Genomic DNA, 21,606 nt, shown 5'->3' with positions numbered 1-21,606 from the left:
TGCGGTACCGCTCGGCGATCTAGCGTCGAAGGTGCACGGGGGCCACACGGACCAGAAAGCACCGAGACGCACATGCCCATCCCGGATACCGACGTCATCTCCGCGACCGACCTCGACACCCTCACCCCGCCCACCGCCACCCACCTGCCCGGACCCGCCGACGAACTGCCGCCGGCCGCCTCCCCGCCCGACCTCGTACTGCAGCAGGTACGCGACGAACTCGCGCTCGACGGCAACGCACAGCGCAACCTCGCCACCTTCGTGACCACCTGGATGGAACCGCAGGCACGGCAGCTGATGGCCGACACCGCGGAGAAGAACCTCGCGGACCGGGCCGAGTACCCGAAGATCACCGCCATGGAGGAGCGCTGTGTGCGGATGCTCGCCCGGCTGTGGCACGCACCGCACCCGGAGCAGGTCCGCGGCTGTTCCACCACCGGCTCCAGCGAGGCGGCGATGCTGGGCGGCCTCGCGCTCAAGCGCCGCTGGCAGCAGCGCCGGCGCGCGCAGGTGAAGGACACGGCCCGCCCCAACCTGGTGATGGGGGCGAACGTCCAGGTGTGCTGGAAGAAGTTCGCCAACTACTTCGAGGTCGAGCCGCGTTACGTCCCGATGGAGCCCGGCCGCTACCACCTCACGCCCGACACCCTGACGGCCTACTGCGACGACAACACCATCGGCGTCGTCACCGTCCTCGGCTCCACCTACGACGGTTCCTACGAGCCCGTCGCCGACATCTGCATGGCCCTGGACGGCTACCAGGCCGCGACCGGCACCGACATCCCCGTGCACGTCGACGGCGCCTCCGGCGCGATGGTGGCCCCGTTCCTCGACCCGGGTCTGATGTGGGACTTCCAGCTCGAACGCGTCGCCTCCATCAACACCTCGGGGCACAAGTACGGGCACGTCTTCCCGGGTCTCGGATGGGCCCTGTGGCGCGACACCGAGGCTCTTCCGGACGACCTGGTCTTCGAGGTGGACTACCTCGGCGGCCGCTCCCCCAGCTTCACCCTCAACTTCTCCCGTCCGGGCGCCCACGTCGTCGCGCAGTACTACAGCTTCCTGCGGTACGGCCACGAGGGTCTGCGCCACCTCGCGGTCCAGAGCCGTACGACGGCCCGTGCCCTCGCGGCCCGCATCAGGGCCGTACCGCCCTACGAACTCGTCACCGACGGATCCGAACTCCCCGCCCTCGCCTTCCGCCTCGCGCCGGGAACGCACGGCTTCACCGTCTTCGACGTCTCGCGCGCCATGCACGCACGCGGCTGGCACCTGCCCGCATACACCTTCCCCGCCCCCTGCCAGGACGTCTCGGTCCTGCGCCTCGTCGTCCGCACCGGGTTCACCGCCGAGCTCGCGAGCTCGTTCATCGCCGACCTGACGGAAGTCACCCGGCAGCTCCACCCCCGCCGGTCCATGCCCGCACCGACCGTCGAGCCACCGGCCATCACCCCGGAGCCGGCGCACGCCGGCACCACCGCATAGCCCCGGAAGCCACACCGACACAGACCGGCCCCGGCACATCGGTCCGCCGCCCTTTCACCTCCTTCGGGTACGAGCCCGGCGGGACCGGCCCCACCGCTGCGGGCCGGCCGCCCCGCACAGGTCTGTACGACGGTCTCAGGACGCCGTGGGTTCTCTCGGCAGGGCCGGTACGCACAGCCACGCGAGGCCCGCGGCGCCCAGGTAGGCGACCGCGCCGACCGCCATGGCGGTGCGCAGGCCGGTGTCGTAGTCGGTGGCCGTGGCGAGCAGGCTGCCGCCGAGCGCGACGCCCGTGGCACTGCCGATCTGGCGGGTGGTGTTGAACAGGGCGGAGGCGGCACCCGAGTACGCCGAGGGCGCGGCACCCATCACGGTGGCGGTGGAGCCGGTGAGGGCGAAGGAGGTACCGAATCCCGCGGCCATCATCGGGACCACCAGCAACGGGTAGGCGGGGTCGGCACCCGCGGCGGCCCAGCCGGCCAGGCCCAGGGCGGCCAGCAGCATGCCGGAGACCACCAACGGACGATCGCCGGTACGGCGGGTCAGCCGCCCGGACAGGACGGAGGCGAACATGGTCATCGCCACCGCGGGGAACAGCGCCAGCCCGGTGCCGAGGGCGCTGAAGTGGCGCTGGTGCTGGAACTCCAGGCTGGCGGTGAACACCATGCCGTAGAAGCCGAAGTTGAACAGCAGGCCGATGGCGGCTCCCCCGCTCATCGCCCGGGAGCGCAGCAGGCTCGGCGGCAGGACCGGCGAGCGGGCGAGCCGCTCGCGCACCGCGAACGCCGCGGCGGCCAGCACCGCCAGGCCCAGCCCGGCGAGTACGGCGGGATCGGACCAGCCGCGCCGTCCGGCCTCGTTGAGCGCCGCGGTCAGCAGTGCCGCCGTCGCGATCACCGCGCACTGCGCCGGCCAGTCCAGGGCCCGGTCGGCACGCCGGGGCGAGCGTGTGACGTGCCGCAGCGTCAATACCAGGCAGGCCACGCCGACGGGCAGGTTGATGAGGAACACCCAGCGCCAGCCCAGGCTGGAGACGAGCAGTCCGCCCAGGAGCGGCCCAGCGGCCGCCGCGATGCCCGCCATCGAACCCCACAGCCCGAAGGCCCGGGCGCGTGCGGCCGTCGCCGGGTAGGCCTGCTGGAGCAGGGCCAGCGAGCCGGGCACGATCAGGGCCGCGCCCAGCCCCTCCACCAGCCGGGCCGCGACGAGGAACGGGGCGCTTGCCGCGAGCGCACAGGCGGCGGAGGACAGCGTGAACACCGCCACGCCCGCGCAGAAGACCCGCCGGTTGCCCAGCCGGTCACCCAGTGCGCCACCGGTCAGCAGGAATCCGGCGAAGACCAGGGTGTACCCGTCGGTGATCCACTGGATGCCGGTGAGCGAGGCCGCCAGTTCCCGGCCGATCACCGGCACGGCGACGTTGATGGCCGTCACGTCCAGGATCACCATGAAGTACCCCGCGCACACCGCGAGCAGCGGTGCCCAGGAGCGTTGCCGGGGCTCCGGGACCGCATCGGGCGAGGGCTTCGCCGCACCGCCGTCGGCCGACTCCGCGAACGCCACGGCCCCAACTCCATCCCGTCCACAGTGACCCGACACCCGAAACCTGACACCCGACATCAAAAGCCACAATAGGGTAGATATGCAGAGATTCAGGGTCGCCGGGTGAGGGCCGTCAGGCCGGGGTGTCCCACAGCACGTGCAGGGCGTCCGGCTTGCGGAAGACCAGGCCGTACGGTGTGGCGGGGCGCTGCGGGTCGGAGCGGAGGCCGGGGAGGCGTTCGAGCAGGCGCTGGAGGGCGATGCGGGTCTCGAGCCGGGCGAGGTGGGCGGCGAGGCAGTGGTGCGGGCCGTGGGCGAAGGCCAGTTGCAGGCGGGCCTCGGCGCGGCGGACGTCGAAACGGTCCGGGTCGGTGAAGACGGCCGGGTCACGGTTGGCGCCCGTCAGGGAGACGCTGACGAGGTCGCCCCCGCGGATGGTGGCCGGGCCGAGAATGGTGTCGCGGGTGGCGTAGCGGTCGACCACCGCCGCGCCGGGCTCCAGGCGCAGGGACTCCTCGACGGCTCCGTCCAGCAGGCTGGAATCGCGCTGCACGAGGGCGAGTTGGCCGGGGTTCTCGAGCAGGTGGAGCAGGGCGTTGGTGATCATTCCCTCGGTCGTCTCGATGCCGCCGAACATCAGGACCGCCGCGTTGGAGGCGACTTCGGGCAGTTCCAGTCGCTCTGCGGCCGAGACGAGGAGCGAGGAGGCGTCCCGGTCGGTGACGGTGGCCTCGACTGCGTCCCGCAGCTGTGCGTACGCGGCGGGACCCGCCGGGCCCGCCTCCAGGCCCGCGGTGAGGTCCGAGACCGACCGCACGATGGCGTCGTACCAGCTGAGCACGGTGTCGGTGGTGGTCCCGACCAGTCCGAGCGCCTCGGTCACGACGGCCACCGCGAGCGGTCCGGCGAAGGAACGGCGCAGTTCGGCGGCGCCCGCCGGTTCCAGGGCGGTGAGGAGGCGGTCGGTCTCCTGCTCTATGAACGCGGCGAAGCCGTCGTGCACCCTTCGGGGCCGGAAGGGTGCCGCGAAGGGCTCTCGGTGGCGGGTGTGCGCGGTGCCGTCCAGGGACAGCATGCTCGGCCCGACGACCTGGGCGGTGGTGAAGCGGGGGTCGTCGACGGTGAAGGTGGCGGAGTCCCGCATCACGTCGAGCGCGAGATCGCGGCGGGTGACCAGCCATCCGTTCAGCTCGGGCAGCCATGTCACCGGCTCGTGGGCGCGCAGCAGCGCGAGACGCGGGTGCGGATCCCGGGCGAGTTCGGCGAGCGTGGTCGAGGCGCCGAGGGGGAACGACACGGCGGTGCTCATCACGCCGTCCGGCCGGGAGCAGGGAAACGGTTCACGCGTCATCGTAACCACGGCACGCAGCCAGGTCGGCGGCGGGTGTGGGCTCCTCACCCGGGGCTGCCGCAGGCCGCGCCGGCACCGCCCGGATCCGTCCGGACGACGGGGGCGTCCCTCGGGTGCGGCTTCAACTCGACGGGGAGCGGCCGTCGTTCGTAGGGACGCAGCGCTGCGAGTTCGGTCCCGGCCCTGGGCCCACGGGAGGGGAAGGGCTCACTGCGCCTCGACCGTCGTGGTGACCCGGGTGAGAGCGGGGGTGCGTGGTACCGAGCCGAAGCCGAAGCGCACGGGCGGTTCGACCGGTGCGAGCGCACCCAGGTTCTCGTCGTCGTAGGCGCCGGACAGTTCGCGGATCGCGAGCAGGTCCCGCGCGCCGTACCACTCCCTGCGGCCTCCGCCCGCGCTGCCCCGGGTCCGTACGCCGGGCAGCAGCACGCGGGCGACGCCGTCCGTGACGACGGCCCACGCCGGGCGGCCGGCGAGCGGGCCCGGGACGGCGTGCAGCAGACGGCCGAGGGGCGTGCGGCGGCCGGTGGTGAAGTGCAGGCGGAGCGAACCTGCCGTGACGGTCCAGCTGTCCGCGACGACGGCGACGTCGACCGGTACGACGCGCACGGTGTCGAAGCGGTAGGTGCCGCCGACGAACTCCGCCGTCCGCGGGGTCGGGGCGAGCAACAGCCGTTCCCCGTCGTCTCGTTCCACCATCACGTCGCTGAACGGGCCGAACGGCGAGCGGAGCCAGTGGCCCAGGACGACGCGGGTGCCGGAGGTGGTGCCGAGGCCCGCGATCCAGCCGTCGAAGCGCAGCCGGGAGCGCCGGGCGCCCGGCCGGAACACCCTCGTCATACGTCTGCCCGTCCCTCGTGGTCCCGGCGGGGTCGCTGGTAGTGGTCGGGACAGTGTGACCGCACAGGGTGCGTGCACGTGAAGCCGACGCGCCGAGGGGCCGTCAGGCGACGAGAGCGGCGATGTGGGCGGTGACCGTGTCGAGGACGTCGTTCCAGGCCGACTCGTCGCCGAGGACGAGGTAGTTGAGGGTCAGGCCGTCGGTCACGGCGGCGAGATAGCGGGCCAGCACGGAGACGGGGACGCGGAGTTGCAGGTCACGGCTGCGGTGCAGCTGCTCGATCAGCTCGGAGTAGGCGGTGCCGTACAGCTCGTACTGCCGGCGGGCCAGGTGCCCGAATCCAGGCTCGCGAAGCGCGTACTGCGTCAGTTCATAGGTGAGCATGTGTTCGTCGGGGTGGTCGCGGACGTGCTCCCAGTACGCCGCGAAGCCGGCCCTGACGGTCTCCTCCAGCGTGGCCCTGGGCCGCAGTGCTTCCCGCACCACGGTCACCGAGTGGTCGGTGAGGGCGGTGATGACGGACTCGATCAGGGCCTGCTTGGAGTCGAAGCAGTAGTGGAAGACGCTCAGCGACACGCCGGCCTCGGCGGCGATGGCCCGGGTCGTCGCCTTGGCGACGCCGTCCCGGGCCATCGTCGTGATCGCCGCTTCCGTCAGCTGCTCGCGTCGCCGTGCCGACGGCATGCGTGCCATCGTGAACCTCCGCCTCAGGCGCTGTGGACCCCGACCTCGTAGAGCGAGTATCCCCAGTCGGTGCCGCGGTCGAGACCGTGGATGCGGACGTAGCGGGCCGGAGTGCCGGTGAACCGGGCTGTGTCCAGGCCGCCGTCACCGCTCGTGGTGGACCAGGCGGTCTGCCAGTCCGTGCCGTCGGTGGAGAGTTCGATGCGGTACGACTTGCCGTACGCGCGCTCCCAGTCGAGCGTCACCCGGGAGACCAGGTGGGTGGAGCCCAGGTCGACCTGCCACCACTGGTCGTCGCTCCAGTCGCCGGCCCAGCGGGTGGCGTCGTCGCCGTCGGCGGCGCGGCCCGGCTGGTAACTGGTGAACGGGTTCGACTCGGACGAACTGGCCGTCGCCGATCGGCCCTTGGCGAGGTTCACCGACGCCTGGTGTTGTTCGGTGGCCCTCCAGGTGCCGAGGTAGGACTCGGCGCCGCGGAACAGGTCGTTCACCACGTCCTGTCCGCCGACCTGCCGGATGTCCTCGATCCAGTCGGGGATCATGCCGACGTGCGCCGCGCCGTCGGTGTTGATGTCGAAGGTGCGCTCGCCGGAGGTCTGCCTGTCGATGACGGAGCCGCCGTCGACGCTCCTGAAGGGGTACGTCACCTTGTTCGCGGCGTCGGCGCCGCGCGGGGCGGGATGGTCGCCGATGCCGTTGAAGTCGGTGCCGTAGCCGTAGCCCACGCCGTACTTGTCGCGCAGCGCCTTGGTCCGGGCGGCTTCCGCGACGAAGCCCGTGGAGGCGTGCATGTACTGGGCGACGAAGCCGCCGAGGGAGTAGACCCGCTCGGTCCAGTTCAGGTCCATCCAGCTGTGCGAGGAGATCACGCCGGGGTAGGAGGCCGACTCCAGGATGTCCAGCGCCTGGCCGACGGCCTTGACGCTCATGTGGTCGATCTCCAGCATCATCTTGCGTTTCATCATGCCGCGCACCGCGTACTCTCCGAGCTCGGTGAGGCCGCGCTTGTTGCACTGCGCGTCCGAGTCGTACGCGGGGACGTCCACGCCGGCCGGCAGGTCGGACTCCGCCTGCGAGGAGGCGCTCCCGATGGGGTTGTCGTGTTGCGGGCCGGTGCACTTCTCCGTCTGCCAGAAGGTGCCGGTGGACAGGAACTGGCCGACGTTGATGGCCGTCCCGAGGCCGCCGGAGTCGAAGCGGACGCCGCACAGCGCGTTGTCGAACTTGTGGCAGAGGAACATGGAGCGGACGCCGAGCGCGTACAGCTCGTCGAGGCCCTTGTCGATGTCCTCCTTGCTGCACTGCGGGATGTCGATTATCTGCTTGCAGCCGAAGGGTTCGGAGGTCTCCACACCGAGGACGACGGCGAGTTTGCCCTGCTCGATGACCTGCCGCGCCTGTGCGCTGTCGGTGACGACGCGGAACCAGCCCTTGCCGGTGCCGCCGTACATCTTGTCGATGTACGCCTGGAGCGCGTAGGTCATCCTGGCCTGCAGCCGGATCGAGGTCATCTCGTCACAACCGCGGTCCTTGAAGGGGTAGATCGAGCAGATCATGCCGTTGGTGACCAGGTCGTTGACGAGCACGCGCTGGCCGCCGCGCCAGGCCCGCTCCACCCAGGCGTAGTAGTCGGCCTGGTGGGTCATCGAGTCGTACGCGGGCCAGTCCTTGAAGGTCGGCCAGCCGACCGGGTCGTGCTTGCCGTCGCCGCCGTGGGTGATGTAGTCGAAGAGCGCGAGGGTGCCGTCGGGGTAGTGCTCGGGGCAGTCCTTCAGGGCGTCGGCGACACCGGCTTCGGAGAAGACCTTGCCGCAGATCAGCCGGCCGCCGAAGGCCTCGTTGCCGAAGAGGTGGTTGTGCGCGTCGACGAACCCCCGCACCTCGCCTGCCGCGTCGGTGCCGGTGAACGGCTCGCCGGTGACGCCGATCTGGAGGTCCGGGGCGGGGCGTGCGGTCGGGATCCACCACTCGTCGCCGGCCGCCGAGCTCGGGGTGGGCCCGAGGGCCATGGCCAGTACCAGGAGCAGCAGCGACAGCATGGTGACGTTCTTGCGTCTGCGGTAAGAGCGTCGAGTCGGCGTCACGGCCCACGTCCCTCGGTCGGCGGGAGGGCGCGGTTGACGAAACCATGGGATTGTCATGGACCGCGCAATACTTGGACGAGGATCGGGCCGCGCGTCTACCGAGTCAAGTGTCCGGGACGCTTGACCTGAAGGGCCCGTGCCGGTGCAGAACGGCCGGCTGGACCGTGTCGGACGGTTGCGACACAGGTGGTGGCAGCGACGGCCGCAGGGCCCACGGGACCGCTCCCCGGGGAGCCGCGGAAGATTTTCCCGTCCGGCTGTCGATCCGGCCGTATCCCGTTCGACGTCATGATGCGGGGCGCCCGGCCCTGCGAGGATGGGACAGGATGCGGTGAGAAAGCCGATGGAACAACTACTGAGGGTCATGAACTTCGTCATCTCGAGTGACGGCGTCGCTGCCGGTGCCGGCGAGGACCAGAGTCTCGAGAACCCGTTCGGCCTCGATCACGCCGAGAGGCTGTTCGCCTGGGCGGGGGCCACGGCGAGCTGGCCCATGCGCACGGAGCCCGGCGGGACCCGGGGGCTCGACGACTACTTCACGCGGGACTTCCCGCGCAACATCGGTGCCGAGATCATGGGCCGCAACAAGTTCGGGCCCCAGCGCGGGCCCTGGCAGGATGACGAGTGGCGCGGCTGGTGGGGCGAGGAGCCCCCCCTTCCGCACGCCGGTGTTCGTCATGACCCACCACGCGCGTCCGTCGTTCACGCTCTCCGACACTACGTTCCACTTCGTCGACGGCGCCCCCGCCACGGTCCTCGAACGGGCCCGTAAGGCGGCGCAGGGCAAGGACGTCCGACTCGGCGGCGGGGTCACCACCGTCCGGCAGTTCCTCGACGCCGGCCTCGTCGACACCATGCACGTGGCGGTCTCGCCGGTGAAGCTCGGGTCCGGACTACGGCTCTGGGGATCCCCCGACGAGTTGCTCGACCGGTTCCACCTGGAGGTGATCCCCAGCCCGAGCGGCGTGACACACCACCTGTTCTGGCGGAAGTGAGGCAAGGGCCCGCTGGAGGTGTCGTGTCTCAGGTACGGGGCCGCCCTGTCGCGGGCGGCTCCGTACCTCTTGGCAAGTGCCGAGATGGAGTGCTCGGAGCGGGGCTCAGGAGGAGTTGAGTACGTGCACTCATGTGTGCCCTCATCAGCATCCCGCAGAGTGCGTGCATGCGATCGGCATCCCTCCCGCGGCTCGCGCTCGCGGCCGCCCTCTGCTGCGTGGTCCTGTCCGGTTGTGGCCCTCGGAACAGCACCACCGATCGGACCCCGGGAGTGGGCGCCGTCTCGACGGCAGCCCCGCTGGCCGCCTCGGCGAGCGCCGACGATCCGGAGATGCGGTTCTTCGCACTGCTGACCCGCATCGATCGGGCCTGCGCTCCCGGCTCCCCCACCGACACGAGCGGTGGTGGCGTGCCCGAGCCCGAGGATCTGCCGGGTTGGGAGGGAGCGTCCGAGCCGAGATACGGAGCAGGTGAGACCCCACCGGGCATTCCGAACGCCGGAGGAGACATCCCGGTTCCGGTGGACGGCCCGACGCCGCCGGACACGGCTCCCGCCACCACCGAGGCCAAGCCGGTCGAGGAGGTGCCGCTGACCGGTGTCGAGAAGTGTGACGGCGGCGAGCACGTGAAGCGCATCAGCAAGGCGCTCAGGGACGCGAGCGCGACCAGTTACCGGACCATGCACGAGAGACTGACGGAATTGGACTACCCGGCGTCGCGGATTCACCGGATGCCGAACCGGTCGGGCGCGCTCCGGGCACGACTGGACCTGCGCATGATGGGCAGTCACCTGGCTCTGGAGGTCACCGGTGTCGGCGATCGGGTCATCGTCGAAGCGTTCGGGGCCCCGGAGACGGAGGGCACGAACGTGACTGATGTGAACCGGAAGCCGAAGCCTGGCGCCTCCCCGTCCTGACCGGATCGCACGAGGCGGGCGGGAGGATGGCGGTCTCGTCTCCCCGGGCGACGCCCGTCGCCGCGCTCCGAGGTGGGTTTCCCCTCAGGTGGGGGAGGATCGATCGGTCACCTCCCCCACCGTGGGCATGAGTTCAGCAGCGCTTGCCGGAGTGGCCTCCAACCGGTGCGGGGTCGCCGGCGGCCCGTACGGTGCCCGAACCGGCCGTGCACTCGCTCACGGTGCTGGTGCCGTTGGACCAGAACTCCTGGGCGGCGGTGTTGGTCCAGGAACGCTCGCCCAGGACCTCGTCCCGGGAGTAGCTGTAGACGGCCGAGGTCACGTCGTAGTCTCCGACGGCGTCCCGGAAGCTCTGCCACACCCAGACGTAGCCGTAGTTCTTGCCGCAGGACGGCGAGTAGAACTGCTTGACGGACGCGACGGTCCTGCCGGCGCGCGTGATGTACCCGGTGGTACCGATCTGGTACGCGTCCGCGCACACCCCGGCCGCCTGAGCCCGCAGGCTCGCCGGGTCGCCGTCGGCGGACGGCGACGCTCCTGGGGTGCGGGCGACGGTGGCCGGTGGGATTCTGTACTTCCTGCAAGCCGACACGCCACAGCGCGACCCTAGGCACCGGCAGCTGCCCGAGGTGGTCGAGGTGATGGGCATCATGAGTACCGGACGTCCGCGACGACGGCCTCTCACGCCGCTGGCCGCCGTCATCGACGGCATCGTCGCCGGTGTCGCGGGGACGGTCTGCATGGATGCCACACGCTATCTGCGGTACCGCCGCAGGGGAGGCACCGCAAGCCCCAGGGACTGGGAGTTCGCACCGGTCGAAGGCTGGGACGAGGCCCCGGATCCGGGCAAGGTGGCGAAGCGGGTGGTGGAGGGGTTCACCCAGCGGGAGATCCCTGACCGGTGGGCGTGGGTCATGAGCACCGCGACGCACTGGTCGTACGGCTCCGCCTGGGGTGCGCTGTACGGGATCGCCGCCGGATCGGTCCGGCGCCCGAACCCGTTGCTCGGCATTCCCTTCGGCGCGGCTGTGTGGGCCGGTGCGTATCTGGTCCTGCCGCAGGCCGGGCTCTACCAGCCGATCTGGAAGTACAGCCCGAAGACACTGGCCGAGGACCTCAGCGCACACCTCGTGTTCGGGCTGGGAGCCGGTACCTGCTTCTGGCTCACCAGCAGGCATTGCTGACGATGCGCTCTGCGAACAGGGGTTCAGCCGGCGAAGCGACCCGGGGACCGGCTGACGCCGAGGCGTTCGTGGTTCGGTTCCTCCTGCTCAGCGCAGCATGCCCTCCGCGCCACGGAGGTAGCAGAGCAGGAAGGCTGTCCTCGAACCGGGCGATCTCGCCGACCGGTTCGGCGCCGTGAGGGCGCAGACGGGCGACGGTGTCCTCGATGTCGTCGACGACGAACATCACGCGGTGCGTGCCCAGGATGTCGTGCGGCCGGTGGCACCCGCTGTCGTCCCTGGGACGGAGCTGGTGGCACGTTGTCGACGTCCGCGGAGCGCCGAGCCGCGAAAGGTCTGGATCGCGCCGCGGGTGAGACGCATCCGCTCGGGAGCGGCTCGCCGCCGGAGAGGGCCTGGACGGCTTGGACCAGCCCGGCTGACGGCCGTCTGACACCCCGCTCCACGGGAGCGGGGCATCGGCCCGCTGACGCCGTCCCGGCATCGCGGCTCGACTCCGTACCCTGGCGGCATGCGCATGCGCCCGACCCTGAGCTGGACCCCTGCCGCGGATCTGCCGCCGGGCATCACCGATCTGGAACCGGTCGTCCACGCGCTGCGCACCGGCGGTGTGCTGGTGCTCAGCGGCGCGGGAATCTCCACGGAGTCAGGCATCCCCGACTACCGGGGCAAGGGCGGGAGCCTGAGCCGGCACACCCCGATGACCTACCAGGAGTTCACCGGCAGCGCCCACGCGCGGCGCCGCTACTGGGCGCGCAGCCACCTCGGCCGGCGCACCTTCGGCCGTGCCACCCCCAACGCCGGGCACCTGGCCGTGGCTGCCTACGCGCGGCACGCCCATGTCTCGGCTGTGATCACCCAGAACGTCGACGGCCTGCACCAGGCCGCCGGCAGCGAGGGCGTCGTGGAACTCCACGGCAGCCTCGACCGGGTCGTCTGCCTCTCCTGCGGCGTCTTCAGCCCGCGCGGCGAACTCGCCCGGCGGCTGGAGGCCGAGAACCCGGGCTTCGACCCAGTGGCCGCCGGCATCAACCCGGACGGTGACGCCGACCTCACCGACGCGCAGGTCGGGGACTTCCGCGTCGTGCCCTGCGCCCGCTGCGGCGGCGTCCTCAAACCGGACGTCGTGTTCTTCGGCGAGGCGGTTCCGCCGCAGCGCGTCGAGCACTGCCGGCGGCTGGTCCGTGAAGCGTCCTCACTGCTGGTCCTGGGCTCCTCGCTGACGGTGATGTCCGGACTCCGGTTCGTCCGCCAGGCGCACCAGGAGGGGAAGCCGGTGCTGATCGTCAACCAGGACCCGACCCGGGGCGACCCACTCGCCCTCGCCCGGGTCGCGCTCCCTCTCGGGTCGGCCCTGACCACCGTGGCCCACCGGTTGGGCATCGCGGTCGACGGCGGGTCCACGGACTGAGGCGGTGCCACAGGGGGCGCCGCAGCCGTTTGCCGTGGCAGGAAGGCGAAGTCGCAGTGCGCCGTCGCCGCCGACACCGATGACGTGGCTTCGGTGACTCGAGGGTGAGCCGCCCCGGGCGGTGACGGCGGTGACGATCAGGCCGCGATGTCGAGGACGACGCGGAACCGCGCCTTGCCGGAGAGCATCCGCTCGTAGGCGTCCATGGCCCGCTCGAAGGGCATCGTCTCGATCGACGGGCGGATGCCGTGGGCCAGGGTGAAGCCGAGGTTGTCCTCGTTCTCGATCGACGAACCCGTCAGGCTGCCGACGATGCTGCGGGTGCCGAAGATCAGGTCGGCGGTGGCCACCGACAGCGGGTCGGGCGCCGCACCCACGACGACGAGCTTCCCGCCGGGCGCCAGGCCGCGCACCAGCGGGTTCATGGACGCGCCGCTCGACGCCGTGGCGACGACGAGCGAGGCGCCGCCCAGGCCGGCCAGCGCCTCGCCGGGGTCCGTCTCGGAGCTGTCGATGTACTCCTGAGCTCCCAGCTCACGGGCGAGCGGCTCCTTGTCCCTGCCGCGGGCGACGGCGGCGACCCGGTACCCGAGGCTGCGCGCGTACTGGAGGGCGAGGTGTCCCAGCCCGCCGATGCCCTGCACGGCCACCAGGCTGCCCGCCCTGACGGAGTTCTGCTGGAGGGCGGAGAAGGTGGTGAGTCCGGCACACAGCAGCGGGGCGGCCTCGGCCGCGGACATGCCCTCGGGGATGCGGACCAGTCCGCTGGCGCGCGCGTAGGTCACCTCGGCGTAGCCGCCGTCGACGTTCGTGCCGGTCTGCGCCTGGTCGAGGCAGTTGACGAAGTCGCCGCGGCGGCACGGCTCGCACTCCCCGCAGTGCCCGTTCAGGAAGCCGACGCCGACGCGGTCGCCGGGGTGCCATGCGGTGACCCCCGGCCCCACGGCGTCGATGACGCCCACGATCTCGTGGCCGGGCACGATCGGACTCGACGGGTCGGCGCGCAGGCCCTCCACGGCGAGGACGTCGGAGTGACAGACGCCGCAGGTCTCCACCCGGAGGCGGACGTGTCCGGGCGCCGGGTCGGCCAGTTCGCGCTCGACCAGCCGCAGGTTGTGGACCCCGGTGGCTTCGAAGGCTCGGTAGGTGGTGGACATGGTGACTCCTTGGTAGCGCCCGCCGGGCGAGGGCCGACGGGACTCTGTGTGCCGAAGCCCAACCAATATGACCAGTCGTCTTAGATGGCGTCAAGCCCGGTCCCGAGGGTGCGCGGGGCCGCGTACCAGGCTTGACAGCGGCCAAGACGACCGGACATATTGAAATCGAGGTGATCCGAATGGCACGTGCGTCGAAGCGCGAGGAGATCGCGCAGGCGGCACTGGAGCAGTTCCGCACCCGGGGCTTCAACGCCACCGGCATCAGCGACATCACCTCGGCCGCCGGCGCCCCTAAGGGTTCTTTCTACAACCACTTCGCCAGCAAGGAGGAGAGCGCCCTGGAGGCGCTCGACCGCTATGCCGCCGGCCTGCGTTTCGACATGCTCGACGCAGCCGGGCGGCCTCCGCTGGATCGCCTCCGGGCGCACTTCGAGTTCATGGGCTCGGACACGGTGGACAGCGGCTTCGTCCGCGGCTGCCTGGTAGGCAACTTCGGCGCCGAGGTGGCCGACCACTCCGAGGAGATCCGCGCGGCGGTCCAGCGCGGCTTCCGGCAGTGGGCCTCGCACATCGAACGCGTACTCACCGAGGCCCAGGAATCGGGCCAGGCGAGCGCCTCGCTCGACGTGCCGGCGACGGCGCTCTTCGTCCTGAGCGCCTGGGAAGGTGCCCTGATCGCGGCCCGCGCCGACAAGTCCTCCGCCCCCATCGACGCCTTCTTCCGCCTGGTGTTCGACGTCGTGCTGCGCTGAGCCCGCCCGCCCGGGGCGTCCCGGGCCTCTCACGCACGAGCTCCGGGCCGCGCTCTCACCACTGCGGGGCTTCCGGCAGTCCGCCGGCGCGTAGGCGCCCGTCCGGCACAGGGCCGGACACTGCCTTGCGGACCGCCGGACGCGACAGCCCCCCACGGAGCCCGCGGCTTGATCGGGGCCGGGTGGAGCGTTGCCGCGTCGATGGCCGACAGCGCTCGACGACTTCTTCGGCCTGCTCTGCGCGGACGGTTCGCCGAAGCCGCCGCTGGAGACGATCCGCCGTATCGTCACCGGCACCGCGGCCGCCCCCGAGGAGAAGCCCGAGTCCCCGGCCCTGGCCGACGCGGAGCAGTGACCGCCGGCAGACCTCGGCACGCCGGCCGTGCCGAGGTCTGCCGAGCCCTGCCCTGCTATCTGTACGAGACGGCCGTGGCGGTGCGGATGCTCCGCGGGGGCACGGTGATCCGCAGTACGTGGGTGCCGGCGTCCCAGTGCCAGGCCGAGGGCGCCAGCCGGGCACCGTCCGCGCTCACTCGGTTCGGTGCTGCGCCGACGCCGAGGAAGGACACGGTCCAGGTGCGGCGGCCTGCCTGGCCGGGGAAGGTTCCCCTGGCGGGTGCGATCTTCAGCAGACGGGTGCCCTGGTGCTCGGCGTAGCGGATCCGGGTGGTCGCCGTACGGCCGGGCCGCGCGGTCGTGCCGTCGTCCTCGTAGAGGGAGAACGCGCCGGACGCTCCCGGGGCCACGGTGACGCTGATCTTGTCGAGCGGGCTCCGGCTGTCGTCGGGCACGTTGTCGGACCGGGTGGTGACGATGCCACCCGCTCGGACGAAGACCGGCATGGTGTCCAGGGTGGTCGTGACGTCGTACGTGGCTCCGCCCGCGGGTGCGGTGTAGGTGCGGCCGGTGAAGTAGTCCGTCCACCGGCCCGGCGGGAACCACACCCGCGTGGTCGTGTCGGTGCCGGGGGTGGTGACGGGGGCGACCAGCATGTCGGGGCCGTAGAGGTACTCGCTGTCCGCCTCGGTGTAGGCGTTCTCCTCCTCCGGGTACTGGAGGTACAGCGGGCGGACGATCGGGGTGCCGGTGGTCTCGGCCTCGTGCGCCAGGGTGTAGGTGTACGGCACGAGCGCCTCGCGGAGCCGGAGGAACTTCTCGGCGGCCCCCTGTGCTGCGGGGCCGTACTGCCAGGGCAGGCGGTCGCTGTGGTTGCTGTGCAGCCGGTCGACGGGCTGGAAGGTGCCGAACTGCACCCACCGTGCGTACAGGTCGTCGGGCAGTTTGGTGGTGCGGTGGGTCTGGCCGTCCGAGGTGTATGTCTCGGCTCCGGGGATGCCGTACCCGTCGTTGTGGCCGCCGATGTCGTGGCTGACGGCGGCGAGGCCGGTGGCGGCCGACTCCCCCGGCGTGTAGCCGACCTCGGCGCGCAGGGTGCCCCAGTTCGAGGTGGTGTCACCGGTGAAGTGGAGGGTGCTGCGCTTGTCGGCCCAGGGCCCGGTGGGCAGGCCCACGCCGCCGCTGTAGCCGCCGGCCTGGAGGGAGCCGTAGGCCCGGGACAGGACGAAGCCGCGGTCGCCGGTCTCCGAGGAGGTGAGGTCGGCGTACTTCTGGTTGATCCATGCGTCCGGGGTGACTCCGGACCGGGAGGAGCGGGAGGCGTCGCAGCACCAGTCGAGCCACCAGAAGTCGTTGCCGGCCCGGTCCATCGGCCGGTGCAGGTCGAGGTAGGCCTTGAGCTGGTCGGGGTCGCCGAAGTCGAAGGTGTAGCAGTCGGAGCCCGCGCTGCCGGCACAACCGCCCTTGCGCAGCTTGCCCTTGGCCGTGCTCTGGGCCTTCGCGAACTGCGGGTCGGTGCCGAGGATGCTCGGGTGCACGTTCAGGGTGTTGTGCAGCCCTTGGCCGGCGGACCAGTCGAAGAAGGCCTTGGGATCGGGGAACTTGGCCGGGTCGAAGTTCCAGCCGCTCCAGGTGTTGGGCGACTTGAAGTCGGTGTCCGTCACCAGCACGTCCAGGGGGACGTCCGCGGCGCGGAACGCGGGCACGACGGTGTTCTCGTAGTCGCTCGCGGTGCGGTCGAGGTATTCGGAGTACCAGACGCCGTAGGCCCAGCGGGGCAGCAGCTGTGACGGGCCGGTCAGGGTGGCGAGGTCGGACAGGCCCTGCCGGTAGTCGTGTCCGAAGGCGAAGAGGTAGCCGTCCTGGTAGGGCCGGCCGCCGTGGGCGGGGCGTTGGGTGGCCTTCCCGGTGCTGGTGTCGTACACAGCGGAGAGGGTGTCGTCGAGGAGGTACCAGCCGTCGCGGTGCAGGAGACCGGGCGTGGTCCAGGGTGTGGGGTCGCTGTCCCCGTTGAGTCCGTCGAGGCTGCGGCGGTAGCCACCCAGGGCGAGGTGGGGCGCGGGGGCCGGCTCTCCTGGCCGGCTCAGGGCCAGGGTGTCCAGGTTGACGTGGCAGCTGGTGGACTCCGGGCAGGCCAGGGTGACCTGGTCGGTGCCCGCCTTCAGTTCGACGGGCACGGAGGCCGTCTGCCAGCTGTCCCAGTTGTCGGTGGCCGGGAGCGTGAGGGTGGTGTGGGAGGTCCCGTCGCCGGTGCCGACGTCGATCGTCCGGGGCTGGTGCAGGCCGTCGCCGCCGGTGCCGTTGGCGTACCGCAGGTTCAGCAGGTAGGTACCGTCGGCGGGCACGCCGGTGATCCGGTCCGAGACACCGGACCCCTGGTTGAGTTCGGCGGTGAAGCCGTAGCCGGCATGGCCCCGGTGGTCCGTGGCGATGATGGCGGAACCCGACAGGACGGTGTCCTCGGCCTCGCAACTGGTCCCGAAACGGCACCCGTTGACCATGGTTTCGGACCGGCCGGGATAGGCGGCACCGGAATCGAGGAGGGCGAGGCTGTCGATGTTGACGCTTCCGGAGTCGGCGGCGGCGCGATGGAGTCCGACGGTGTGGGGACCGGCGCCGAGCGTCAGCGGCAGGCGGGCCACTCCCCAGGTGTTCCAGTCCGGGGTCGCCGGGAGCGTGAACGTCCTGTCGCTGCCGCCGTCCACGCTGAGGCTCAGGGTGCGTGCCTCGTGGTGGCCGTCGCTGCCCACCGCGTTGGCGTAGCGCACGGCGAGGTCGTAGGTGCCGGCGGACGGTGTCCGCACGTCCGCGGCGAGGGAGTTGCCGTCCACCTCGAAACCGGCGAGGAAGCCCTTGCCGGTGAAGCCTCCGTGATCCGTCGCCAGGCCGGGACCGTCGTACTGCTGGTCCTCCGCCTCGCACAGGGCACCGACGGTGCACACGTCGTGGCGCCAGGGTGCCGCCGGCACCGGCGTCGGCCCCGCCCTGAAGGACGTCGTCAGGTTGTCGGCGTCGAAGGGGCCGGAGCCGATGCGGTAGCGCAGGGTCATGGCGCTGGTGGTGATGGTCAGGACGCCGTCGCTGACGGACGAGGTGTAGGAGGGCGGGGTGAAGGAGTTCCGGCCGACGGCGTTGAAGGTGGGGCTGTCCTCGAAGTGGCCGTCTCCCGCGTATTCCGTCCGGATCAGGGTCGGTGACAGGACTTCGAAGCGGGCGTCCGGCACGGTCACGGCCGCGTGGCGGGCCGCCCGGCTCCCGGTGTCCGCTGCCGCCGGGCTCGGGACGGCCAGGCAGAGCCCCGCAGCCGCCATGTGCACCACGGCGAGGGTGCCCAGTCTGCGGCCGTCTCTCGGCAAGGAAGGTTTCACAGCACTCTCCGTCTCCGGCCCAGCCATGTCTGGGCCACCACCACCACGGCCAGGAACGCCCCGCTGACCACCTGCTGGTAGGCGGAGTCGAGCGAGCCGATCTGGTTGATCACGTTCTGGATGACCTTCAGCAGCAGCACCCCGGCGAGCGAGCCGCTGACGAAACCGGAACCGCCGCTGAGCAGGGTGCCGCCGATGACCACGGCCGAGATGGCCTCCAGCTCCATGCCGCTGCCGAGAATCGTCACGCCGGACAGCAGCCACGCCGCGTTGAGCGCGCCGGCGAGCCCGGCGCACAGGCCCGAGAGCGTGTACACGGAGATCTTCGTACGGGCCACCGGCACGCCCATCAGGGCTCCCGCGTCCTCGTTCCCGCCGACCGCGTAGACGTACTGCCCGAATCTGGTCCGGCGCAGCACGACGGCCCCGAGCACGAACAGCGCGACGGTGATCCACACGGGCACTCCGATGCCGCCCGGGGAAGCCTGTCCGAGGGCGGCGAACCAGGAGTCCTTGTCGACCAGATACGTCGTCGAGCCCTCGTCGGTGACGGCCAGCAGGATGCCCCGGGCGCCCAGCATCGCCGCCAGAGTGACGATGAACGGCGCGAGCCGGACCCGTGCGATCAGCACGCCGTTGACCAGGCCCACCAGTCCGCAGACGGCGAGCGGCAGCAGCAGGGCCACCGCCGTGCCGTACCGCGAGCCCCAGGCGGCGAGGACACCGCCGAGGGCGAACAACGAGCCCACCGACAGGTCGATGCCGCCGGTGACGATCACGAACGTCATGCCGAGGGCGACCACGGCGAGGAACGCCGAGGACAGCGCCATGTTCTCCAGGTTGTCGCCGGTCAGGAAGGTGTCGAAGCCCAGCGATGCCGCGGCCGCGGCGATCACGAGAGTGACCAGGGCGCCGTGCTGCTGCGCGAGCCCGCTCAGCCGCTCGGAGCTGTTCGTGCGCCCGGCGCCGGTGCTCTCGCGGCTCGCGACGCCGGCCGGCGATCCGGCCTCTTCGGTCTGCATGGTCATCGCCTGCCTCGTTCCCGGGCCGCGCAGACGGCGAGGACGATCACCACGGCCTGGGCGATCTGGGTCCACGACGGCGGCAGATCGTGCTTGATGAGGGTGGTGGTGAGCAGCTGGATGAGCACGGCACCCGCGACGGTGCCGCCGATACGCACCCGGCCGCCGGTGAGCGGGGTGCCGCCGACGACCACCGCGGTGATGGCGGACAGCTCCATCAGGGTGCCGAGGGAGGTGGGGTCGCTCGCGGCGAGCCGGGCGGTGGCCAGCACGCCCGCGATCGCGGCGAGGGCGCCGGAGCAGACGTAGACCACGACCAGTACCCGGCGTTCGGGGAGTCCGGCGAGCCGGGCCGCCGGGCGGCTGTCGCCGATGGCCAGGACCTGCCGTCCGAAGGTGGTGCGGCGCATCACGAACGCCGCCAGCACCGCGAGCGCCGCGGCGATGAGGACCAGGTAGGGCACGCCGAGGACGGCACCGGAGCCGAGTGCCGCGAGGCCCGGATCGCGTACGTCCTTGAGCTGGGGCAGCAGGACCAGGGCCAGGCCGCGTCCGGCGACCATCAGGGCGAGGGTGGCGACGATGGGCTGGACGCCGACGAACGCGATCAGCGCACCGTTCACGACCCCGACCACGGCACCCGCGATCACCGCGGTCAACGTGGCGATCCAGGGCCCGTAGCCGAGGTAGAGCGAAAGCAGGGAGGTGGCCAGCGCCATCACCGAACCCACCGACAGGTCGACGCCTTCGGTGCCGATCGCCAGTGCCATGCCCAGCGCGACGGTCAGCACCGGGGCCACCTGAACGGCCTGGGTGCGGAAGTTCTCCGCGGAGGCGAAGTGGGGAGTGAAGGCGAAGTTGAACAGCAGCAGCACCAGCACTCCGGTGTACACGCCGTACTCCTGCAGCAGACGCAGCAGCCGGGCACGGTCGGGCGTGCCGCGTGCGAGGGTGAGTTCAGTCATCGCTCCCACCAGCGGGTACGGCGGCGATGGCGCGCATGAGTTCGCCCTCGGTGACGGCGTCACCGGTCAGCTCGCGGACCACGGCGCCGTCCCTGAGGACCACCACCCGGTCGCTGCCCTCGATCAGTTCCTCGGTGTCGGAGGAGATCAGCAGGACGGCGAGGCCGTCGCCGGCGAGTTCGTCGATGAGCGCCTGCACCTCCGCCTTGGCGCCGACGTCGATGCCGCGGGTCGGCTCGTCCAGGAGCAGGACCTTCGGGTGCAGGGCGAGCCAGCGGGCCAGCAGGACCTTCTGCTGGTTGCCGCCGGAGAGTTCGCCGACCTTCTGGTGCGGGCCCGCCGCCTTGATGCGGAGCCGTTTCGTGAACGTCTCCACGATCCGGTCGACGCAGGCGTCGTCGACGAGGCCGAAGCGGGACAGGCCGGGCAGCGCGGCGAGTGCGATGTTCTCGCGGACCGACAGCCCCGGCAGGATGCCCTCGCTCTTGCGGTCCTCCGGCAGCAGGCTGATGCCGGCGCGGATGGCCGCGGCGGTCGAGCCGGGCCGTACCGGGACGCCGGCGACGACGACCCGGCCGGTGTCGGTGGGCAGGGCCCCGGCGATGGCCCTCGCGGTCTCGCTGCGGCCGGAACCCAGCAGTCCCCCGAGGCCGACGACCTCGCCGGGACGGACCGACAGCGACACGTCCCGCAGTCGATGGCGCACCGTCAGATGGGCCGCGCTCAGGACCGGTTCGGCGTCGGTGCGGTGCGATCCGGAGAACTTGGTCAGGCCTTCCGCGCGCACCTCGCCGATCCCCCGGCCGAGCATCATGGCCACCAGCCGCAGCCGGTCGAGCCCGGCGAGCGGGCCGGTGTGCACGACGCGGCCGTCGCGCAGGACGGTGATCGTGTCGCAGAGTTCGTACAACTCGTCCATGCGGTGGCTGACGTAGACGACGGCGACACCGCGCTCGCGCAGCATGCGGATCACCTCGAACAGGGTCTGCACCTCGCGTGGTTCGAGGGAGGAGGTCGGTTCGTCCATGATGACGACGCGGGCGTCGACGGCGACGGCGCGGGCGAGCGCGACCATCTGCTGGGCGCCGAGGCCGAGTTCGCGCAGCGGCCGGTGGACGTCGACCCGGATGCCGAGTCCGCGCAGCGCCTCGTCGGCCTCGCGGTGCATGCGCCGGAAGTCGATCAGGCCCAGCCGGCCGAGCGGTTCGCGGCCGAGGAACAGGTTGCGGGCCACGCTCATCAGCGGAACGAGGTTGACCTCCTGGTAGATGGTGGAGATGCCCGCCTGCCGGGCCTGGAGCGGGGGGTGGTGAAGCGGACCGGTTCTCCGCCGTACGTCACCTCGCCGTGGTCGGGCCGGTACACGCCGGTGAGCACCTTGATAAGCGTCGACTTGCCGGCGCCGTTCTCGCCGACGAGCGCGTGCACCTGTCCGGCGCGCGCGGTGAAGTCCACGTCGGACAGCGCGCGCACGCCGGGGAAGGTCTTGGAGAGCCGGGTGGCCGAGAGCAC

At 71.4% G+C, this 21,606-nt stretch carries 16 protein-coding genes and 3 pseudogenes; 7 read left to right on the top strand and 12 right to left on the bottom strand.

Going from position 1 to position 21,606, the window contains the following annotated elements; translation table 11 throughout:
* Positions 1-72 precede the first annotated feature (72 nt).
* Positions 73-1,485 carry a glutamate decarboxylase gene (locus JF597_RS07375; RefSeq protein WP_293990818.1) on the top strand — a complete coding sequence of 471 codons (1,413 nt, stop codon included), beginning with the start codon at positions 73-75 and terminating at the stop codon, positions 1,483-1,485.
* A 135-nt stretch (positions 1,486-1,620) separates the two neighbouring features.
* Here the strand turns inward: JF597_RS07375 and JF597_RS07370 are convergent, their stop codons facing one another.
* From JF597_RS07370 to JF597_RS07350, 5 genes are all read right to left on the bottom strand, one after another.
* Positions 1,621-3,048 carry an MFS transporter gene (locus JF597_RS07370; RefSeq protein WP_293990816.1) on the bottom strand — a complete coding sequence of 476 codons (1,428 nt, stop codon included), beginning with the start codon at positions 3,046-3,048 and terminating at the stop codon, positions 1,621-1,623.
* A 112-nt stretch (positions 3,049-3,160) separates the two neighbouring features.
* Positions 3,161-4,336, bottom strand: a complete 1,176-nt coding sequence (locus tag JF597_RS07365) for a cytochrome P450 (protein ID WP_293990814.1) — start codon at positions 4,334-4,336, stop codon at positions 3,161-3,163.
* A 249-nt stretch (positions 4,337-4,585) separates the two neighbouring features.
* Positions 4,586-5,218, bottom strand: coding sequence for a hypothetical protein (locus JF597_RS07360; RefSeq protein WP_293990812.1), 633 nt, complete (start codon positions 5,216-5,218; stop codon positions 4,586-4,588).
* Between the two features lie 103 nt (positions 5,219-5,321).
* A complete protein-coding gene (locus JF597_RS07355) occupies positions 5,322-5,912 on the bottom strand; it encodes a TetR/AcrR family transcriptional regulator (RefSeq protein WP_293990810.1) in 591 nt (196 codons plus the stop codon).
* A 14-nt stretch (positions 5,913-5,926) separates the two neighbouring features.
* A complete protein-coding gene (locus JF597_RS07350) occupies positions 5,927-7,942 on the bottom strand; it encodes a discoidin domain-containing protein (protein ID WP_293991007.1) in 2,016 nt (671 codons plus the stop codon).
* Between the two features lie 388 nt (positions 7,943-8,330).
* On the opposite strand from JF597_RS07350, the pseudogene JF597_RS07345 reads away from it, so the two are divergent.
* Both JF597_RS07345 and JF597_RS07340 read left to right on the top strand, forming a co-directional pair.
* Positions 8,331-8,982 (top strand): annotated as a pseudogene (locus tag JF597_RS07345) (dihydrofolate reductase family protein).
* A gap of 167 nt (positions 8,983-9,149) precedes the next feature.
* Positions 9,150-9,899 carry a hypothetical protein gene (locus tag JF597_RS07340; protein ID WP_293990808.1) on the top strand — a complete coding sequence of 250 codons (750 nt, stop codon included), beginning with the start codon at positions 9,150-9,152 and terminating at the stop codon, positions 9,897-9,899.
* A gap of 133 nt (positions 9,900-10,032) precedes the next feature.
* Here the strand turns inward: JF597_RS07340 and JF597_RS07335 are convergent, their stop codons facing one another.
* Positions 10,033-10,491: a hypothetical protein gene (locus tag JF597_RS07335; RefSeq protein WP_293990806.1), complete on the bottom strand. Its 459-nt coding sequence runs from the start codon at positions 10,489-10,491 to the stop codon at positions 10,033-10,035.
* A gap of 58 nt (positions 10,492-10,549) precedes the next feature.
* Between JF597_RS07335 and JF597_RS07330 the strand changes: the two genes are divergently transcribed.
* On the top strand, positions 10,550-11,083 hold the full coding sequence (locus tag JF597_RS07330; RefSeq protein WP_293990804.1) for a hypothetical protein: 534 nt from the start codon (positions 10,550-10,552) through the stop codon (positions 11,081-11,083).
* An 87-nt stretch (positions 11,084-11,170) separates the two neighbouring features.
* On the opposite strand, the pseudogene JF597_RS07325 reads toward JF597_RS07330, so the two are convergent.
* Positions 11,171-11,342 (bottom strand): annotated as a pseudogene (locus JF597_RS07325) (VOC family protein); the annotation flags it as partial.
* A gap of 252 nt (positions 11,343-11,594) precedes the next feature.
* On the opposite strand from JF597_RS07325, the gene JF597_RS07320 reads away from it, so the two are divergent.
* A complete protein-coding gene (locus tag JF597_RS07320) occupies positions 11,595-12,494 on the top strand; it encodes an NAD-dependent protein deacetylase (protein ID WP_293990803.1) in 900 nt (299 codons plus the stop codon).
* A gap of 137 nt (positions 12,495-12,631) precedes the next feature.
* On the opposite strand, the gene JF597_RS07315 is transcribed toward JF597_RS07320, so the two are convergent.
* Complete coding sequence (locus tag JF597_RS07315) at positions 12,632-13,651, bottom strand: alcohol dehydrogenase catalytic domain-containing protein (RefSeq protein ID WP_293990802.1); 1,020 nt, start codon at positions 13,649-13,651, stop codon at positions 12,632-12,634.
* A 179-nt stretch (positions 13,652-13,830) separates the two neighbouring features.
* Here JF597_RS07315 and JF597_RS07310 point away from each other — a divergent pair, with 179 nt between their 5' ends.
* Together JF597_RS07310 and JF597_RS07305 are read left to right on the top strand one after the other, a co-directional pair.
* On the top strand, positions 13,831-14,403 hold the full coding sequence (locus JF597_RS07310) for a TetR/AcrR family transcriptional regulator (RefSeq protein ID WP_293990801.1): 573 nt from the start codon (positions 13,831-13,833) through the stop codon (positions 14,401-14,403).
* A 190-nt stretch (positions 14,404-14,593) separates the two neighbouring features.
* The gene (locus JF597_RS07305) at positions 14,594-14,758 is read left to right on the top strand and encodes a hypothetical protein (RefSeq protein ID WP_293990800.1); all 165 of its coding nucleotides are present in this window, start codon (positions 14,594-14,596) and stop codon (positions 14,756-14,758) included.
* Between the two features lie 55 nt (positions 14,759-14,813).
* On the opposite strand, the gene JF597_RS07300 is transcribed toward JF597_RS07305, so the two are convergent.
* From JF597_RS07300 to JF597_RS07285, 4 genes and pseudogenes are all read right to left on the bottom strand, one after another.
* Entirely contained in the window at positions 14,814-18,050 is a 3,237-nt protein-coding gene (locus tag JF597_RS07300) for a TIM-barrel domain-containing protein (protein ID WP_293991005.1), read from the bottom strand.
* A 53-nt stretch (positions 18,051-18,103) separates the two neighbouring features.
* Positions 18,104-19,135 (bottom strand): ABC transporter permease, encoded by a 1,032-nt coding sequence (locus JF597_RS07295; RefSeq protein WP_293990799.1) that lies wholly within the window; start codon positions 19,133-19,135, stop codon positions 18,104-18,106.
* Positions 19,132-20,094, bottom strand: a complete 963-nt coding sequence (locus tag JF597_RS07290; protein WP_293990797.1) for an ABC transporter permease — start codon at positions 20,092-20,094, stop codon at positions 19,132-19,134. Before JF597_RS07290 ends, JF597_RS07295 begins: the two co-directional genes overlap by 4 nt.
* Positions 20,087-21,606 (bottom strand): annotated as a pseudogene (locus JF597_RS07285) (sugar ABC transporter ATP-binding protein). Before JF597_RS07285 ends, JF597_RS07290 begins: the two are co-directional and overlap by 8 nt.

It is taken from the genome of Streptomyces sp., assembly GCF_019510245.1.
Lineage (GTDB): Bacteria > Actinomycetota > Actinomycetes > Streptomycetales > Streptomycetaceae > Streptomyces.
The sequence above is the reverse complement of the archived record's forward strand: the minus strand, read 5'-3'. Positions and strand labels throughout refer to the sequence as shown.

What these genes read in the sequence shown, in the direction of transcription:
- JF597_RS07375 (WP_293990818.1), top strand. Translation starts at nt 73, where the DNA reads ATGCCCATCCCGGATACCGACGTCATCTCCGCGACCGACCTCGACACC.
- JF597_RS07365 (WP_293990814.1), bottom strand. Translation starts at nt 4,336, where the DNA reads ATGAGCACCGCCGTGTCGTTCCCCCTCGGCGCCTCGACCACGCTCGCC.
- JF597_RS07360 (WP_293990812.1), bottom strand. Translation starts at nt 5,218, where the DNA reads ATGACGAGGGTGTTCCGGCCGGGCGCCCGGCGCTCCCGGCTGCGCTTC.
- JF597_RS07355 (WP_293990810.1), bottom strand. Translation starts at nt 5,912, where the DNA reads ATGGCACGCATGCCGTCGGCACGGCGACGCGAGCAGCTGACGGAAGCG.
- JF597_RS07350 (WP_293991007.1), bottom strand. Translation starts at nt 7,942, where the DNA reads ATGCTGTCGCTGCTGCTCCTGGTACTGGCCATGGCCCTCGGGCCCACC.
- JF597_RS07340 (WP_293990808.1), top strand. Translation starts at nt 9,150, where the DNA reads ATGCGATCGGCATCCCTCCCGCGGCTCGCGCTCGCGGCCGCCCTCTGC.
- JF597_RS07330 (WP_293990804.1), top strand. Translation starts at nt 10,550, where the DNA reads ATGAGTACCGGACGTCCGCGACGACGGCCTCTCACGCCGCTGGCCGCC.
- JF597_RS07320 (WP_293990803.1), top strand. Translation starts at nt 11,595, where the DNA reads ATGCGCATGCGCCCGACCCTGAGCTGGACCCCTGCCGCGGATCTGCCG.
- JF597_RS07315 (WP_293990802.1), bottom strand. Translation starts at nt 13,651, where the DNA reads ATGTCCACCACCTACCGAGCCTTCGAAGCCACCGGGGTCCACAACCTG.
- JF597_RS07310 (WP_293990801.1), top strand. Translation starts at nt 13,831, where the DNA reads ATGGCACGTGCGTCGAAGCGCGAGGAGATCGCGCAGGCGGCACTGGAG.
- JF597_RS07300 (WP_293991005.1), bottom strand. Translation starts at nt 18,050, where the DNA reads ATGGCGGCTGCGGGGCTCTGCCTGGCCGTCCCGAGCCCGGCGGCAGCG.
- JF597_RS07295 (WP_293990799.1), bottom strand. Translation starts at nt 19,135, where the DNA reads ATGACCATGCAGACCGAAGAGGCCGGATCGCCGGCCGGCGTCGCGAGC.
- JF597_RS07290 (WP_293990797.1), bottom strand. Translation starts at nt 20,094, where the DNA reads ATGACTGAACTCACCCTCGCACGCGGCACGCCCGACCGTGCCCGGCTG.